The sequence below is a fragment of the Pseudonocardia sp. ICBG601 genome, from assembly GCF_020496245.1.
The window spans coordinates 1-16,882 of sequence record NZ_JAHLJA010000011.1 but is presented as its reverse complement, the minus strand read 5'-3'; the positions used below and the strand labels follow the sequence as shown (position 1 = coordinate 16,882).

At 73.8% G+C, this 16,882-nt stretch carries 15 protein-coding genes and 1 pseudogene; 10 read left to right on the top strand and 6 right to left on the bottom strand.

What is annotated here, in order from left to right:
• On the bottom strand, nt 1-372 hold a 372-nt coding region (locus KPL57_RS06555; protein WP_226350903.1), incomplete at its 3' end, for a helix-turn-helix domain-containing protein.
• 299 nt (nt 373-671) lie between these two features.
• Between KPL57_RS06555 and KPL57_RS06550 the strand changes: the two genes are divergently transcribed.
• The 8 genes and pseudogenes from KPL57_RS06550 to KPL57_RS06515 all read left to right on the top strand — a co-directional run bounded on the left by KPL57_RS06550 (nt 672) and on the right by KPL57_RS06515 (nt 9,195).
• Entirely contained in the window at nt 672-1,412 is a 741-nt protein-coding gene (locus tag KPL57_RS06550) for an MIP/aquaporin family protein (RefSeq protein WP_374203678.1), read from the top strand.
• 52 nt (nt 1,413-1,464) lie between these two features.
• Nucleotides 1,465-2,989: pseudogene (glpK, locus tag KPL57_RS06545) on the top strand (glycerol kinase GlpK).
• A gap of 130 nt (nt 2,990-3,119) precedes the next feature.
• On the top strand, nt 3,120-4,832 hold the full coding sequence (locus tag KPL57_RS06540) for a glycerol-3-phosphate dehydrogenase/oxidase (RefSeq protein ID WP_226350901.1): 1,713 nt from the start codon (nt 3,120-3,122) through the stop codon (nt 4,830-4,832).
• Between the two features lie 15 nt (nt 4,833-4,847).
• Complete coding sequence (locus tag KPL57_RS06535) at nt 4,848-5,150, top strand: hypothetical protein (protein ID WP_226350900.1); 303 nt, start codon at nt 4,848-4,850, stop codon at nt 5,148-5,150.
• A gap of 109 nt (nt 5,151-5,259) precedes the next feature.
• Nucleotides 5,260-5,853 (top strand): DinB family protein, encoded by a 594-nt coding sequence (locus tag KPL57_RS06530; protein WP_226350899.1) that lies wholly within the window; start codon nt 5,260-5,262, stop codon nt 5,851-5,853.
• A gap of 154 nt (nt 5,854-6,007) precedes the next feature.
• Nucleotides 6,008-6,982, top strand: a complete 975-nt coding sequence (locus tag KPL57_RS06525; RefSeq protein ID WP_226350898.1) for a cytochrome c oxidase assembly protein — start codon at nt 6,008-6,010, stop codon at nt 6,980-6,982.
• Between the two features lie 49 nt (nt 6,983-7,031).
• On the top strand, nt 7,032-7,988 hold the full coding sequence (locus KPL57_RS06520) for a pyridoxal-phosphate dependent enzyme (RefSeq protein ID WP_226350897.1): 957 nt from the start codon (nt 7,032-7,034) through the stop codon (nt 7,986-7,988).
• A 67-nt stretch (nt 7,989-8,055) separates the two neighbouring features.
• Entirely contained in the window at nt 8,056-9,195 is a 1,140-nt protein-coding gene (locus tag KPL57_RS06515; protein WP_226350896.1) for an NAD(P)/FAD-dependent oxidoreductase, read from the top strand.
• Here KPL57_RS06515 and KPL57_RS06510 read toward each other — a convergent pair.
• From KPL57_RS06510 to KPL57_RS06500, 3 genes are read right to left on the bottom strand one after another with little or no spacing between them, the layout of a single operon-like run.
• Nucleotides 9,172-9,693 carry a DUF2127 domain-containing protein gene (locus tag KPL57_RS06510; protein WP_226350895.1) on the bottom strand — a complete coding sequence of 174 codons (522 nt, stop codon included), beginning with the start codon at nt 9,691-9,693 and terminating at the stop codon, nt 9,172-9,174. The two genes, KPL57_RS06515 and KPL57_RS06510, sit on opposite strands and share 24 nt — an antisense overlap.
• Complete coding sequence (locus KPL57_RS06505) at nt 9,690-10,853, bottom strand: YncE family protein (RefSeq protein ID WP_226350894.1); 1,164 nt, start codon at nt 10,851-10,853, stop codon at nt 9,690-9,692. Before KPL57_RS06505 ends, KPL57_RS06510 begins: the two co-directional genes overlap by 4 nt.
• Nucleotides 10,854-10,876: 23 nt before the next feature.
• Nucleotides 10,877-11,665: a polysaccharide deacetylase family protein gene (locus tag KPL57_RS06500; RefSeq protein WP_226350893.1), complete on the bottom strand. Its 789-nt coding sequence runs from the start codon at nt 11,663-11,665 to the stop codon at nt 10,877-10,879.
• A 123-nt stretch (nt 11,666-11,788) separates the two neighbouring features.
• Between KPL57_RS06500 and KPL57_RS06495 the strand changes: the two genes are divergently transcribed.
• Nucleotides 11,789-13,501: an MFS transporter gene (locus KPL57_RS06495; RefSeq protein ID WP_226350892.1), complete on the top strand. Its 1,713-nt coding sequence runs from the start codon at nt 11,789-11,791 to the stop codon at nt 13,499-13,501.
• A gap of 29 nt (nt 13,502-13,530) precedes the next feature.
• Here KPL57_RS06495 and gndA read toward each other — a convergent pair whose 3' ends face one another.
• Nucleotides 13,531-14,967, bottom strand: a complete 1,437-nt coding sequence (gndA, locus tag KPL57_RS06490) for an NADP-dependent phosphogluconate dehydrogenase (RefSeq protein ID WP_226350891.1) — start codon at nt 14,965-14,967, stop codon at nt 13,531-13,533.
• A gap of 94 nt (nt 14,968-15,061) precedes the next feature.
• Nucleotides 15,062-15,925 carry an alpha/beta fold hydrolase gene (locus KPL57_RS06485; RefSeq protein ID WP_226350890.1) on the bottom strand — a complete coding sequence of 288 codons (864 nt, stop codon included), beginning with the start codon at nt 15,923-15,925 and terminating at the stop codon, nt 15,062-15,064.
• Nucleotides 15,926-16,002: 77 nt separating this feature from the next.
• Here KPL57_RS06485 and KPL57_RS06480 point away from each other — a divergent pair.
• A partial coding sequence (locus KPL57_RS06480) for a sulfite exporter TauE/SafE family protein (RefSeq protein ID WP_226350889.1) occupies nt 16,003-16,882 on the top strand: 880 nt, incomplete at its 3' end.

The window sequence follows — 16,882 nt, the reverse complement described above, 5'->3', positions numbered from 1 at the left end:
GTCGTCGGGCCGGAACACGTGGTGGCCACCACTCACGTCCCCGGCCCCGTCGGCGGACGGCACGCCCAGGTACACCGCGCAGCCGGTGCCCGCCGCCAGCGCGTCGGCCCAGTTCATCGCCCGGGCGCGCAGGTCGTGCCGGTCCCACGGGGTGCCCAGCCGCCCCAGCCCCTCGCCCAGCAGGTAGCGGCCCGACGACGACTCCTGCGCCACCAGCCCCTCCTCGCGGAGGGTGCGCAGCAGACCGTGCGCCGTCGGGCGCGGCAGGTCCAGGGCCGCCGCCAGCTCGGCCAGCGCCAGCGGGCGCCCCGCGCCGCCGAGCAGCCGCAGCAGCGCCGCCGCCCGCTCCACCGACTGGATCGCCCGTGCCACGCAGCGATCGTAGGCCGTCCGGACGCTCCGCGGACTGGATCATGGACCGATCGACCCGCAACGTTCGGCATCGTCGAACGGTCTGCGTTGCCCGGGCACGTCCGCACTCCTAGCGTCGCGCATCACACGACGGGGCCGCCCGGCTCCGCGAGGGGACTCACCCAGGAGGGGGTTCGATGACGAGCTCCGAGAACACGGCAGCCGAACCGGCACCGGCGACCCGGGCCACACGCACGACACCGGCGACGGCGAAGGCGCCGTCGCTGATCGGCGAGCTGAGCGCCGAGTTCGCCGGGACGATGATCCTGATCCTCTTCGGCGTCGGCGTCGTCGCGCAGGTCGTCACCACACCGGACGGCTCGAAGGGCGCCTACGACTCGATCGCCTGGGCTTGGGGCTTCGGCGTGATGCTGGGCGTCTACGTGGCGGGCCGGATCTCCGGCGCCCACCTGAACCCGGCCGTCACGCTCGCGTTCGCCGTCTACGAGGGCTTCCCGTGGCGGAAGGTCGCGCCGTTCGTGCTGGCCCAGACCCTCGGTGCGTTCGTCGCCGCGCTGATCGTCCGGTTCGTCTACGCCGACTTCATCCGCTCGGTCGACCCGAACCTGACCGACACCCAGGGCATCTTCTCGACCTCGCCGGGCGACCCGACGACGATCACGACGGCGTTCTTCGACCAGGTCGTCGGCACCGCGATCCTGGTGTTCGTGATCTTCGCGCTGGTCCACCCGCGCAACAAGGGCCCGCTGTCCAACATGGCCCCGTTCATGATCGGCATCCTGGTCGTGGGCATCGGCATGGCCTGGGGCGCGAACGCCGGCTACGCCATCAACCCGGCCCGCGACTTCGGCCCGCGCCTGGCATCGTGGATCACCGGGTACGAGACCGCGTGGGTCACCGGTGACGGCACGCCGTACTGGTGGCTGCCGATCGTCGCGCCGCTGGTCGGCGCCCTCGTCGGCGGCGGCCTGTTCAAGCTGCTGATCGACCGCTACATCCCCGTCGAGGACGCTCCGCAGGAGGTCGGCGACGTGCGCTGACCGCACCCGCCCCCACCCCCGAACCACCCGCTCGAGACACACAGGAGAACTCATGGCCGAGTTCGTCGGCGCCGTCGACCAGGGCACCACCTCCAGCCGCTTCATGATCTTCGACCACAGCGGCAACGAGGTGGGTCGCCACCAGCTGGAGCACGAGCAGATCCTGCCGCAGGCCGGCTGGGTCGAGCACGACCCGATCGAGATCATCGAGCGCACCAACACCTGCCTGCAGCAGGCGCTCACCAAGACCGGACTGTCCGCGTCCGACCTGGTCGCGCTGGGCATCACCAACCAGCGTGAGACCACCGTCGTGTGGAACCGGCGCACCGGGCGCCCGTACTACAACGCGATCGTCTGGCAGGACACCCGCACCGACCGGATCGCGACCGCACTCGACCGCGACGGCCGCGGTGACGTCATCCGCCGCAAGGCCGGTCTCCCGCCCGCCACCTACTTCTCCGGCGGCAAGATCCAGTGGATCCTGGAGAACGTCGACGGCGTCCAGGCGTCCGCGAGGCCGCGAGAACGGCGACGCGGTCTTCGGCAACACCGACACCTGGGTCATCTGGAACCTCACCGGCGGCACCAACGGCGGGCTGCACGTCACCGACGTGACCAACGCCAGCCGCACCATGCTGATGGACCTCGAGAGCCTCGACTGGGACGACGAGCTGCTCGGCTTCTTCGGCATCCCGCGGCAGATGCTGCCGGAGATCAAGCCGTCGTCGTCGGCGACCGCGTTCGGGAAAACCCTCGCGAACGGCCCCCTCGGCGGCGAGGTCCCCATCACCGGTGACCTGGGCGACCAGCAGGCGGCGACCGTCGGCCAGGTCTGCTTCGCCCCCGGCGAGGCCAAGAACACCTACGGCACCGGCAACTTCATGCTGCTCAACACCGGCACCGAGCTGGTCCGCTCGGAGTCCGGCCTGCTCACCACGATGTGCTATCAGTTCGAGGGCGAGCGTCCGGTCTACGCGCTGGAGGGCTCCATCGCGGTCACCGGCTCGGCCGTGCAGTGGCTGCGCGACCAGCTCGGCATCATCTCCGGCGCCTCGCAGTCGGAGTCGCTGGCCCGCCAGGTCGAGGACAACGGCGGCGTGTACTTCGTCCCGGCGTTCTCCGGCCTGTTCGCGCCGTACTGGCGTTCCGACGCCCGCGGCGCGATCGTCGGCCTGTCCCGGTTCAACACCAACGCGCACCTGGCCCGGGCCACGCTGGAGGCGATCTGCTACCAGTCCCGCGACGTCAGCGACGCCATGACCAAGGACTCCGGGGTGACCCTGGAGACGCTGAAGGTCGACGGCGGCGTCACCCAGAACGAGCTGTGCATGCAGATCCAGGCCGACGTGCTGGGCGTCCCGGTCTCGCGGCCCGTCGTCGCCGAGACCACCGCGCTCGGTGCGGCCTACGCGGCCGGGCTGGCCGTCGGGTTCTGGAAGAACACCGACGAGCTGCGGGAGAACTGGAACGAGGCCCGGCGCTGGGAGCCGACCTGGTCCGAGGAGCAGCGCAACGAGGGCTACGGCCGCTGGAAGAAGGCCGTCGAGCGGACCCTGGACTGGGTCGACGTCCAGTAGGACCACCCGCCCGGTGTCGCCCTCACCACACGTGGGGGCGACACCGGGCACACCCGCGATCGGACGGGTGTTCAACGGGTAGTCCCCCGGCGGGACAGCACGAGCACGAACCACTCAGGAAGGTCTGATCATGAAATCGGTGGCGCTCTCCCCGGAGGCCCGTACCACGGCGCTGCAGGCGATGGGCGACCGCGAACTGGACGTGCTGGTCGTCGGCGGTGGCGTCGTCGGCGCCGGTGCCGCCCTCGACGCGGCCACCCGTGGTCTGTCGACCGGGCTGGTCGAGGCCCGCGACTTCGCGTCCGGCACGTCGAGCCGTTCCTCCAAGCTCATCCACGGCGGCCTGCGCTACCTGGAGATGCTCGACTTCCGCCTGGTGGCCGAGGCGCTGCAGGAGCGGGGGCTGCTGATCCAGACCCTCGCGCCGCACCTCGTCCGCCCGGTGCCGTTCGTCTACCCGCTCAAGCACCACGTGTGGGAGCGCTTCTACGCCGGTGCCGGCGTCGCGCTCTACGACTCGCTCGGGCTGCTGTCCGGCCGGGCCCGCGGCCTGCCCCACCACCGGCACCTCACCCGTCGCGGCGCCCGCAAGGTCGTGCCGTCGCTGCGCAAGGACGCCCTGGTCGGGGCCCTGGAGTACTACGACGCCCAGGTCGACGACGCCCGCCACACCATGGAGATCGCCCGTACCGCGGCCGCCTATGGCGCGCACGTGGCGACCCGCGCCCGCGTCGTCGGGCTGCTGAAGGACTCCGGCCGCGTGATCGGCGCGACCGTGCAGGACCTGGAGTCCGGCGACCGGTTCGACGTCCGCGCCAAGGAGGTCATCAACGCCACCGGGGTGTGGACCGACGACACCCAGGGCCTCGCCGGCGAGCGCGGCCAGTTCAAGGTGCGTGCGTCCAAGGGCATCCACCTGGTCGTCCCGCGCGACCGGATCCGCGGCGACGCCGGGCTGATCCTGCGCACCGAGAAGTCGGTGCTGTTCGTCATCCCGTGGGGCCGGCACTGGATCATCGGCACCACCGACACCGACTGGGACCTGGACAAGGCGCACCCGGCGGCGAGCGCGGCCGACATCGAGTACCTGCTCGCGCACGTCAACGAGGTGCTGGAGCAGCCGCTGACCCACGAGGACGTCGAGGGCGTCTACGCCGGCCTGCGCCCGCTGCTGCACGGCGAGTCCGAGGCGACCTCGAAGCTGTCCCGTGAGCACGCCGTCGCCACCCCGGTTCCCGGGCTGGTCGTCGTGGCCGGGGGCAAGTACACGACCTATCGCGTGATGGCCAAGGACGCCGTCGACGCGGCCGTGCACTCGCTCGACGCGAAGGTGCCCGCCTCCTGCACCGAGAAGGTCCCGCTGCTCGGCGCCGAGGGCTTCACGGCGCTGCGCAACTCGACCCACCAGCTCGCCGCGCGCAGCGGGCTGCACCCGGTGCGGATCGAGCACCTGCTCGGCCGGTACGGCTCGCTGATCGACGAGGTCCTCGACCTCCTCATCGCCGACCCGACCCTGGCCGAGCCGCTCACCGGCGCCGAGGACTACCTGCGGGCCGAGGTCGTCTACGGCGCCTCGCACGAGGGCGCGCGGCACCTGGAGGACATCCTCGCCCGCCGCACCCGGATCTCGATCGAGACCTTCGACCGGGGCGTGGGTGCCGCCGAGGAGACCGCGAAGCTGGTCGCCCCGGTGCTGGGCTGGAACGACGAGCAGATCGCCCGCGAGGTCGACCACTACGTCAAGCGGGTCGAGGCCGAGCGGGAGAGCCAGAAGATGCCCGACGACGCCACCGCCGACGCCGCCCGCCTCGGCGCGCCGGACGTGGTGCCGGTCAGCGGCTGAGCACGCCGCCACCCCGTGAGCGAACCCGAGCGGACCCCGGACGGCCGGTACATCGTCGTCCGGGGCCGCCGGTGGCGCGCCACCGATCCGACGATCCCCGACGACGTGCGGTCCGCGCTGCAGCAGCACCTCGGGAAGGCCCGCGCCGAGGTCGGGGCCGGTAGGCGGACCGGCGACGACGACCGCGTCGCCGCCGCCCGGACGCGGGTGTCCGCGGCCAAGCACGGCCTCGGCGAGCGCGGCACCCCCTGGTGGGACCAGGACGACGACGCCCGCCGGGAGCGCTGGGAGACCGCGCTGCACGAACTCGACGACTGATTCCGGAGACGCCCCTGATCGAGGACCGGATCCGTCCGCGATCGGTCCTATCGTCGTTCCCGTCGGACCGGGACGGCCCCGGTCCGCGGACCCGAGAGGCGGCCCCGGAATGAACGCCACCGACGAGAAGCAGGCCCTGACCGGCGAGCGTGCCGAGCTGATCGCCACCCTGGAGCGGCACCGCGGCTTCCTGCTGCAGACCGCCGACGGGCTGACCGAGGAGCAGGCGCGCACCCGCAGCACGGTGAGTGCGCTGACGATCGCCTCACTGCTCAAGCACGTCGCGGACACCGAGGAGCAGTGGTTCCGCTTCGCCGTCGAGGGCGCCGCCGCGTTCGGTGACGTCGAGGTCTACAACGACTCCGTCGACTGGGGCGCCGTCGACGCCGAGGCCGACGCGAACGGCGGTGACTGGTCCGCCTCCGGCGAGGAGTGGGTGGACACCCGGTTCGTCCTGGCCGACCACGAGACCCTGGACTACCTGCGGGCCCGGGTCGAGCAGGTCGCCGCGCGCACCGAGGAGGTGCTGCGGACCGCGGACCTGGACACGGCGCACCTCCTGCCGGTCGCGCCGTGGTTCGAGCCGAACACGTCCTGGTCGGTCCGCCGGGTCGCGATCCACATGCTCGCCGAGACCAGCCAGCACGCCGGGCACGCCGACATCATCCGCGAGGCGATCGACGGCGCGCGGACGATGGGCTGAGCCCGGGCCCGCTGCTCCGGACGACCCGCGCGAACGGCGCCGAACGGATCCCGGGCGGGTTCGACGCAGTCGTGCCGACCCGCCCACCGTCCCTTCCACGGCGGTCCGGAGCGGCGCAGGATGACGCCGTGACCTGCTCCCCCGCGGCCCGACGGTGACGGCCGCCGCGCTGCTGCCGCCGCTGACGGCGCTCCGGCTGTTCACGACGTGGCGGTTCGCGCCCCTCCTGCTCGGGGCGAGTGCCACGGCGGCCGCGGGCTACACGGTCGCCGCCCGGGGCCGTCCAGGATGGCCGCGGGGCCGTGCCGTCGCGTTCGGCGCCGGGCTGGTCGTCGCCGTACTGGCCGGGTCGTCGTTCGTCGGGGTGTACGACGACACGCTGTTCTGGGTGCGCGCCGTGCAGAACCTGCTGCTGCTCATGGTGGTGCCGATGCTGCTCGCGCTCGGTGCGCCGCTGACGCTGCTGGCAGCGGGCGTGCCGGAGGACCGTCGCCCGGCCTGGCGACGGGTGCTGCACTCCCGGGCCGCGCGGGTGCTGACCGGCCCGTTCGCGGCGACCGTGCTGCTCGTCGCGCCCCTGATGGTCGTCTACCTCACCCCGCTCTACGCCATGACCCTGCGCGACGGCGTCGTGTCCGGTGCCGTCGGAACCGGCCTCGTGGCCTGCGGGTTCGTCTACTTCTGGACCCGGCTGCGGATCGACCCGACGCCCGCGTCGACGCCGTACCCGGTGACCCTGGTGCTGACGATCGCCGAGATGGTCGGCGACGCCGTGCTCGGGATCGTGCTGTGGCTGGGCCCGGCCGTCGCGGCGGCGTACTACCTGGGGCTGCACCGCGGCTGGGGCCCGGACCCGCACACCGACCAGGTGCTCGGCGCCGGGGTGCTGTGGATCGGCGGCGACGTGGTCGGGCTGCCGTTCCTCGGGGTCGTGCTGTGGCTGTTCTCCCGGGAGGACGCACGCCGGGCCCGCGCGACCGACGCCGAGCTCGACGCCGCCGAGACCCCGGCTCCTGCGTCCGGCACGACGTCCGGCCCGGAATCCGGCCCCGACGCCGCGCCCGCCCCGTCCCGGCTGTGGTGGCAGGACGACCCGCAGCTCGCCGACCGCTTCCGGCCCCGGACCTGACCGGGCCCGGCCGCGGGGCCGGGGTTACGTTGCGGCGGTGGCGGACCGGGTGAGCATCGCAGACATCGAGACGGCGGCGGAGCGGATCGCCGGGGGCGTGGTGCGCACCCCGACCGTCCCCTCCCCCGGGCTGTCCGCGGCCCTCGGCGCGCCCGTGCTGCTCAAGCTGGAGCACCTGCAGCGGGCCGGGTCGTTCAAGCCGCGCGGGGTGCTGGCCAAGCTCGCGTCGCTGACCGACGTCGAGCGCGCCGCGGGCGTCGTCGCGGTGTCGGGCGGCAACCACGGGCTCGCCGTCGCCGAGGTCGCGGGCGCCGCGGGGGTGGACGCGGTCGTCGTCATGCCGCGCACCGCGCCGGCCCGGTCGGTCGCCGCGGCCCGCGCCGCCGGTGCCGACGTGCGGCTCACCGACGACATCGCGGCCGCGTTCACGCAGGCCGGGGAGCTGCAGCGGGCCGGGCGGACGCTGGTGCACCCGTTCGACGACCCGGTGATCGTCGCCGCGCAGGGCACCGTGGGGCTGGAGCTGGCCCGCGACGCGGTCGCCCTCGGCGAGCCGCCGACCGACGTGCTGGTCTCCATCGGCGGCGGGGCGCTGATCTCCGGGGTCGCCACGGCCGTCCACGCCCTGCTGCCCGGCACCCGGGTGTGGGGTGTGGAGACCGTCGGTGCCGAGGCGATGTCCGCCGCCCTGGCCGCGGGCGGCCCGACGCCCGTCACGATCTCGTCGGCGATCACCACGCTGTCCGCGCCGTCGGCGTCGCAGCTGACCTACGACCACGTCCGCGCGCTGGTGCACGAGGTCCTCGTCGTCGACGACGCCGAGGCCTGCCGCGGCACCCTCGCCCTCGCCGAGCACGCGGGGATCTGGGCCGAGCCGGCCGCGGGCTGTCTGGTCCCGGCCGCCCGCCGGATCGTGGAGTGGCACCCGGACGCCCGGCTCGCCCTGGTCGTCTGCGGCGGCAACGCCGACGTCGCCGACGTGGTCCGCGCCGCGGCGCAGCCGTGATCACCGGTTGTGGAGCGCAGCGTCCGCGAGGCGGGCGTGATGCTCCACAACCGGCGATCACCGCGGGATGACCGGATGCGGCCGGGGCGTTGGCCCGGATGTGGAGCGGACCGGGGTCGTGGTGATCGGCGCGGGCCAGGCGGGCCTGTCGGCGGCGGCCGGGCTGCGGCGCGGCGGGCTGGAGCCGGGCCCCGGCTTCGTCGTGCTCGACGGCGAGGACGGCCCCGGCGGCGCGTGGCGGCACCGCTGGCCGACCCTGCGGATGCGCACGGTGAACGGCATCCACGACGTCGCCGGGGTCCGCTCCGGCTTCGACGACCCGGGCGCCGACCCGGACCTGCCCGCGCGGGACGCCGTCCCGGCCTACTTCGGGCGCATCGAACGCGAGCTGGACCTGCGGGTCGTGCGCCCGGTGCACGTCCGCCGGGTGTCCGACGCCGGCGGGCCGCCGGACGTCGACACCGGCGGACCGCTGGCGGTCGACACCGACCGCGGCACCTGGGTCGCCGACCACCTGATCAACGCCACCGGCACCTGGACCCGCCCGTTCGTGCCCGCCTACCCGGGCCTCGCGACGTTCCGCGGCACGAGCCTGCACGCCCGTGGGTACCCGGGTCCCGAGGCCATGGCCGGCCGGCGGGTCGTCGTGGTCGGCGGCGGGATCACCGCGGTGCAGCTGCTGCTGGAGATCGCCCCGTACGCCGCCGCGACGACCTGGGTCACCCGCCGGGAGCCCGAGTGGCACGACGGGCCGTTCGGGCCCGGGCAGGGGCGCGCCGCCGTCGCCCGGGTCGAGGAGCGGGTCCGGGCCGGGCTGCCACCCCGCAGCGTCGTCGGTGTGACCGGGCTGGGGCTCACGCCCGGGGTGCGGGCCGGGATCGCGAGCGGGGTGCTGGCCCGCAGGCCGATGTTCGCCCGGGTCGTGCCGGACGGGGTGGAGTGGTCCGACGGCACCCGCGAGCCCGCGGACGTGCTGCTGTGGGCGACCGGCTGGCGGCCCGCGCTGGGCCACCTCGCCCCGCTGCGGCTGCGCGGACCGGGCGGCGGGATCGTCATGGGCGCCCCGCTGGACACCGGCGTCGTCGCCGACCCGCGGGTGCACCTGGTCGGCTACGGCCCCTCGGCGAGCACGATCGGCGCCGACCGGGCCGGTCGCGCCGCGGCGCGCGCGGTCCTGGAGCGGCTACCGGTCGCTGCCGGCGCCTGAGTCGGCGGCCTCCCGGCCGAGCAGCCGGTACTCCCGGACCACCATCACGATGATCGCGATGTCGAGCGCGGCGAGGAACGGCAGCACGATGGAGTGCGTGTGCCAGGCGTGGACCAGCTCGTACACGACGAACACCGCCAGGATCACCACCGCGGGCGGGTAGGCAGGGCGCCAGCGGGTCAGCAGCGCCGCGACCAGGCCGAGCTTGAGCACGCCGTGCAGCCCGAGGTAGACGATCACGAAGGTGCGGTCCCCGCCGGCGAAGCGGTCGACGCCCTCGGTCAGGTGCCGGGCCAGGGTGCCGTCCGGTGGACCGATCAGGTCGCGGGCGAGGATCTGCGCGACGACCCGGTGCAGCCAGTCCCCCGACACCAGCACCAGCGCGACGGCGCCCAGCAGCTCCGCGGCCCCGTCGATGCCCTTCACGACCAGGGCGACGCGGAACAGCTGCTCGGTCCGGCGGGCCGAGGTCGTCGCCGCCGTCGGTCCGGCGGTCACCGGGTGATCCCGGTGTGGCCGAGGGAGTAGCGGCCGGGCTGCGGCCACACGCACAGCCCGTGCGGGCCGTCGCCGACCGGGATCCGACGGATCAGGTGCCCGTCGTCGGTGGAGAGCACGTACACCTCCCGGTCGTAGCGCCCGGACAACCACAGGGTCCGGCCGTCGGCCGAGACGTTACCCATGTCGGGACTCGCCTTCCCGGGGATCCGCCAGAGCGCCTTCGTCGCCCCGGTGCGGGAGTCCAGCACCGAGACGCTGCCGTCGTGCCGGTTGGTGACGTAGAGGTCGCGGGCGTCGCGGGAGAGGTAGAGCCCGTGCGCGCCGGCGCCGGTCGGGATCTCGCGCAGCACGCGGGTGGCGGCGCCGTCGAGCACCCAGACCCCGTTCTCCTCGGAGTCGGCGATGTAGAACACCGAGCCGTCCGGGGCGAGCTTGATGTCCTGCGGGCCCATCATGGTGTGCCGCACCGGCATGTCGACCATCCGCAGCAGCCGTCGTCCCGGGATGTCGACGACGGCGACGCGGCCGGCGAACTCGCAGGTGAACACCGCGGTCCGGCCGTCGGGGGTGAAGTCGGCGTGGTCGATGCCCGCGCAGTCCGGGGTCGGGATCTCGGTCTGGCGGGCCCAGGTGTGCGGGTCGTAGAAGACCAGCTTCCGGCGGGCCTCCGCGACCGAGATCGCCGAGGCCCCGTCCGGGGTGAAGTACATGTTGTAGGGGTCCTCGACCGGGATGTTCCGGCCCGGCAGCCCGGTGCGCGGGTCGAACGGGGTGATCTTGTTCGTGGTGTCGTCGGTGGCGTAGAGGGTCTGCATGTCCCACGCCGGGACCACGTGCTGCAGCTCCCCGCCGAGGCGGTAGGTGCCGACGGTGGCGAAGGTCGCCGGGTCGATCACCCGGACCTCCCCCGACTTCGTGTGCGGGACGTAGACCAGCGGCTTCGCCGCACGGGCGGCGTCGGAGAGCATGTTCGCGCCGGCGGCCGCGTCGACGTTGCCGGGGTCGGTCACCGGGGGCATGCCGGGCAGCCCGGCCTGCTCCGGCGCGGCCTGCGCGGCCGACGGGGCCGGGGACGCCCCGGGGGTCGTCGGCGCGGGGCCGGAGCAGCCCGCCGCGAGCGCGGCGAGGGCCAGCAGGACGTACAGCGGGCGGCGCACGGGTTCCCTCCGGGGTGGGCGGGTCATGCCGGGGCCAGCAGGCGGGTCGCGGTGACCGCGCGCAGGCCGCGGGCGTCGAGGTCGTCGAGGACGGCGGGGAGCGCGGCGAGCGTGCCGGGGTGGCCCAGGTGCATGCTCACGACGCTGCCGGGCCCGGCCGTCCGCACCCGGGCGGCGACGGCGGCCGGTCCGGGGTCGGTGAAGTCGCGGGAGTCGACGTCGTAGGACAGGGTCACCGGGTAGCCCGCGTCGGCGGCGAGGCGGCGCAGCAGCGGGGTCGCGTGCTGGGCCTGCGAGGGCCGGAAGAACGCCCCGGGCCCGCCGGTGGCCGCCGCGATCACGTCCCGGCAGCGCTCGATCTCGACGCGGGCGGCGGCCTCGCCGAGGCCGTCGACGTCGCCGTGGGACCAGGTGTGGTTGCCGATCTCGTGGCCGAGCCCGGTGACGATCCGGGCGGCGTCGGGGCTGTCGGCGAGCCAGGTCCCGACGGCGAGCACGGTCACCGCGGCGCCCCGGTCGTGCAGCAGCGTGAGCACCCGGCGGGCCAGGTCGAGCTCGCCGGCGCCGTGGAAGGTGAGCGCCAGCTCGGGGCGCCCGGTGCCGGCGTGCGCGACCTCGGTCCCGGCCGGGTCCGGGGCGGGCGTGGTGGTCGGCGGAGCGGACGGGGTGCCGGTCACCGGGGACGGCGGCGGGGATGCCGCGGTGCCCGTGGAGCACCCGCCCGTCGCCGCCAGCAGGGCTGCGGCGGCCGCCGCGCGCAGCACCTCGCGCCGGGTCGTCCCGGCGGACGGCTCCACCCCTCGCCACCTCACGCCGCGGACTGTAGACCCCGCCCGACCTGGGAATTCCTTTACCCGAGGGAGGATCGGGACGGACCGGACGAGCCGGGCGAGACCGTGGCGCGAACGCGCACCGGAGAGCTACAGTTATTAGCGATGCTCAACAAATCGGGACCGGCCGACCGGTACAAGTGGGTCGCACTGTCGAACACCACGATGGGCGTGCTGATCGTGACGATCAACATGTCGATCCTGCTGATCGCGCTGCCGGACATCTTCCGCGGCATCGGGATCGACCCGCTGGCGCCGGACAACATCGACTACCTGCTGTGGCTGATCATGGGGTACCTGGTCGTCACGGCGGTGCTGGTCGTGAGCTTCGGCCGGCTCGGCGACATGTACGGCCGTACCCGCATGTACAACCTGGGCTTCGCCGTCTTCACGGTGTTCTCGGTGCTGCTGGCCGCCACCTGGATGCAGGGCGACGCCGGCGCGGTCTGGCTGATCACCATGCGGGTGCTGCAGGGCGTCGGCGGGGCGCTGCTGCTCGCCAACTCGACCGCGATCCTCACCGACGCGTTCCCGGTCCACCAGCGCGGGCTCGCGCTCGGGATCAACTCCGTCGCGGCGATCGCCGGCTCGTTCCTCGGGCTGGTCGTCGGCGGGGTGCTCGCCCCGGTGAACTGGCACCTGGTGTTCCTGGTGTCGGTCCCGGTCGGGGTGTTCGGCACGATCTGGGCCTACGCCCGGCTCCGCGACACCGGCGCCCGCCGCGCGGCGCGGATCGACTGGTGGGGCAACCTGACGTTCGCGGTCGGGCTCGTCGCCGTCCTGATGGGCATCACCTATGGCATCCAGCCCTACGGCGACGACGTCATGGGCTGGACCAGCCCGCTCGTCCTCGGCCTGATCCTCGGCGGGATCGCGGTGCTGGCGCTGTTCACCTGGATCGAGCGCCGGGTGCCCGAGCCGATGTTCCACGTCTCGCTGTTCTCGATCCGCGCGTTCACCGCGGGCAACATCGCGAGCCTGCTGGCCGCGCTCGGCCGCGGCGGGCTGCAGTTCATCCTGATCATCTGGCTGCAGGGCATCTGGCTGCCCGAGCACGGCTTCCCGTTCGAGACGACGCCGCTGTGGGCGGGCATCTACATGGTCCCGCTGACGATCGGGTTCCTCGTCGCCGGACCGGTGTCGGGCATCCTGTCCGACCGCTACGGCGCCCGCGCCTTCGCCACGGTCGGGATGCTCGGCGCGGCCGCGACGTTCCTCGCGCTGCTGGCGCTGCCGGTCGACTTCGACTACCGGGCGTTCGCGCTACTGCTGGCGCTCAACGGCCTGGCGATGGGCCTGTTCAGCTCCCCGAACCGGGCGGCGATCATGAACTCGCTGCCCGCGCACCAGCGGGGCGCCGGGGCCGGCATGACCTCGACCTTCCAGAACGCGGCGACGGTGCTGTCGATCGGGGTGTTCTTCTCGCTGCTCATCGCGGGCCTGTCGACGACGCTGCCCACGTCGCTGCACGACGGGCTCATGGCCCAGGGCGTGCCGGAGCTCGCGGCGGACCGGGTCGCGGCGCTGCCGCCGGTCGGGATCCTGTTCGCGGCGCTGCTGGGCTACAACCCGATCGCGACGCTGCTCGGCCCGCAGGTCCTCGGCGCGCTGGCGCCCGCGCAGTCGGCGTACCTGACCGGGCGGGAGTTCTTCCCGCAGCTGATCTCCGGCCCGTTCGCCGACGGGCTGACCTTCGCCCTCGGCTTCGCCGCCGTCGCCTGCCTGGTCGCCGCGGTGGCGAGCGCGCTGCGCGGCGGGAAGTACCACCACGTCGACGACGAGGCCGACGTGGTGGCCCCGGTCCCCGCCCGGACCTGACCCCCGGGGCCGGGCGGGGACCGCGGGCGTCAGTCCGCGGCGACCTCGCTGCCGTCCTGGCTCCAGCGGGTGTGGAACTTGCCGTCGGCGTCGGTGCGCGCGTAGGTGTGCGCCCCGAAGTAGTCGCGCAGCCCCTGGATCAGGTTGGCCGGGCCGCGCTCGCGGCGGTAGCCGTCGTAGTAGGACAGGCTGGAGGAGAACGCGGGGATCGCCACGCCCTGCTCGGTCGCGGTCACCACGACCCGGCGCCACGCGTCCTGTGCGTTCGCGACGGCCTCGGTGAAGTACGGGACCATCAGCAGGTTGTCCAGGTCCGGGTGGGACTCGTAGGCCTCGGTGATCCGGTTGAGGAACTGGGCGCGGATGATGCAGCCGCCGCGCCAGATCCGGGCCATCGCGCCGAGGTCGAGGTCCCAGTCGTTGGCCTGCGAGGCGGCACGCATCTGCGCGAAGCCCTGGGCGTAGGCGACGACCTTGGACGCGTAGAGGGCCTGGCGGATGTCATCGACCAGCTCGTCGCGGTTCTTCCCCGAGCCCGGGGTCGGGCCGCCCAGCGTGGTCGAGGCCTCCCGGCGCTCGTCGCGCAGGTTGGACAGCGTGCGGGCGAACACGGCCTCGGTGATGCCGGTCAGCGGGACGCCGAGGTCGAGCGCGTCGATGGCCGTCCAGCGGCCGGTGCCCTTCTGCTCGGCCTGGTCGACGATGACGTCGACGAGCGGCTTCCCGGTCCTCTCGTCGGTCTTGGCCAGCACGATGCCGGTGATCTCGATGAGGAAGGACTCGAGGTCGCCCGAGTTCCACTCCTCGAAGATCTTGCCGATCTCCGGCGCGGACAGCCCGGCGACGTGCGTGAGCAGGTCGTAGGCCTCGGCGATGAGCTGGATGTCGGCGTACTCGATGCCGTTGTGCACCATCTTCACGTAGTGCCCGGCGCCGCCGGGGCCGACGTGGGTGCAGCACGGGGTGCCGTCGACGTTCGCGGCGATCGCGGTGAGGATCTCCTCGACCTCGCCGTAGGCCTCCTGCGGGCCGCCGGGCATGATGCTCGGCCCGTTGAGGGCGCCCTCCTCGCCGCCGGACACGCCGATGCCCATGAAGCGCAGCCCGCGCTCCTCGCAGTACGCGGCACGGCGGTCGGTGTCGGGGAAGTGCGAGTTGCCGGCGTCGATGATGATGTCGCCCCGGTCGAGCAGCGGGGCCAGCTCGTCGATGACGGCGTCGACCGGCTTGCCCGCCTTCACCATGACGACGATCTTGCGCGGGGTCTCCAGCGCGTCGACGAACTCCTGCAGCGACTCGGTGCCGGTGAAGGCACCCTCGTCGCCGTAGTCCTTCATGAACTCGGTCGTCTTCGAGGTGGTGCGGTTGTGCACCGCCACCGGGAAACCACGGCGGGCCATGTTGCGGGCGAGGTTCGCCCCCATCACCGCCAGCCCGGTGACCCCGATCCGGCTCTTCTCCGCCATCAGTGCTTCCTCCGTGTCGTTCGGACGCCGCTGTACCCGACCCATCCTGGCCCGCGGCCCCCGGCAGCGCAGCGAGGAGCGCGTGTCCCCTCGGTCACCCTGCGAGGAAGTCGGCGAGCAGGGCGCTCGCGGTCTCCGGCGCCTCCTCCGGGATCCAGTGCCCGCAGCCCTCGACGAGCTCGAAGCGGAAGTCGTCGACGTACGCCGAGGACCCCCGCATCTGCCCCTCGGTGAGCGCGAGGTCGCCGTCGCTCCACACCCCCATCGTCGGCACCGTGATCCGCGGGGGCTGCGGGATCGTGGTGGGCACGAACGTCGCCGGGTCGATGTTGGCGCGGTACCAGTTCAGCGACGCCGTCAGGGCGCCCGGCCGGGACAGGTCGGCGAGCTGACGGACGGCCATCGGGTGCCCCTCGGGCAGGGTCGCGTGCAGCCAGCCGCGCAGGAACTGCCAGTCGTCGGCCGGGACGACCTGCTCGGCGACGCCGGGGAACTGGAACCAGAGCATGTACCAGGACATCGCCTTCTGCCGGAACCCCGCGGTGGCGAACGCGGCCGGGTGCCCGACGGAGAACGCGGCGTAGCGGGTCACCCGCGGCGAGGCGAGGGTGAGGGCCCAGCCGAGGGAGGCGCCCCAGTCGTGCCCGGCGAGGGCGAACCGGTCGATCCCGAGAGCGTCGGCGACGCCGAGGACGTCGGCGACCAGGGCCCGCATCCGGTAGTGCTCGACCTCGGCGGGCCGGTCGGAGTCCCCGAAGCCGCGCAGGTCCGGGACGACGACGCGGTGCCCGGCCCCGGCGAGCGCGGCGGCCTGGTGGGTCCACAGGGCGGCCCGGTCCGGCCAGCCGTGCAGCAGCAGGACGGGGCTGCCGTCGCCGCCGGTGTCGTGCACGGACAGGGTGATCTCGGGCAGGGTCGTGCCGGGGACGGTGATCCGCTGCGGGGCCGGGAGCGTCATGGGCCGACCGTATCCCCGGTTCCCGCCCGCTGGGACGCCGCGCACGGCGGGACCGCCGGTGGGGTGACACTGGCCCGATGGTCCGCCTCTCCCCCGACACGGACCGGGACGGCCGGGCCGTGCCGGTGGGCGTGATCGGCCTGGTCGGCGGCGTCGTCGGCGGGCTGATCGGCGGCGGCAGCGGGGTGCTGTTCGTGCCCGCGCTCGACCGGTTCACCGCGATGTCGCGGGCCCGGATCCACGGCTCGTCGACGATCGCGAACATCGGGGTCTGCGTCGCCGGTGCGGCCGCCTACGCGCTCGGCGGCGGGACGCTGGACCTGCGGACCGGCGCCGGGCTGATCGTCGGCGGCACGGTCGGCGGGTGGATCGGGCCGAAGCTGCTGGCGCGCGCCTCGGAGACGCTGCTGCGGGTGCTGCTGGTGGCCGTGCTGGTGCTGACGGCGGCGAAGCTGCTCGTCGACGCGCTGGGCGTGCCGCTGCTCGGCGGGGCGGTGGTGCCGGCGTCACTGGTCGCCGATCCCTGGTTCCTGTACCCGACGGCGACGGTGGTCGGCCTGGTCATCGGGGCCTGGGCGGGTGCGATGGGACTCGGCGGCGGACTGCTCGCGGTGCCGGCGATGGTGCTGCTGTTCGGCACGGACCTGCACGTCGCGGCCGGGACCTCGCTGCTGATGTTCATCCCGAACTCGATCGTCGGGACGGTCGTGCACCTGCGTCAGGGCACCGCGTCCGGGAAGTGGGGCACGGTGCTGGCGGTGACCGCCGCGCCGGGCACGGTGGCGGGCGCGTTCCTCGGCCTGGCGCTCGACGCGGTCGTGCTGGCTGGGTGTTCGGCACGTTCGCGACGGCGATGGCGGTGCGCGAGACCGTCGGGCTGGTCCGCCGACGACGGAAATGAGTGCGCAGGGAACCGGGGGCGGCGCTACCCTGTGGGGTGCGCTCAGAACACGAGAA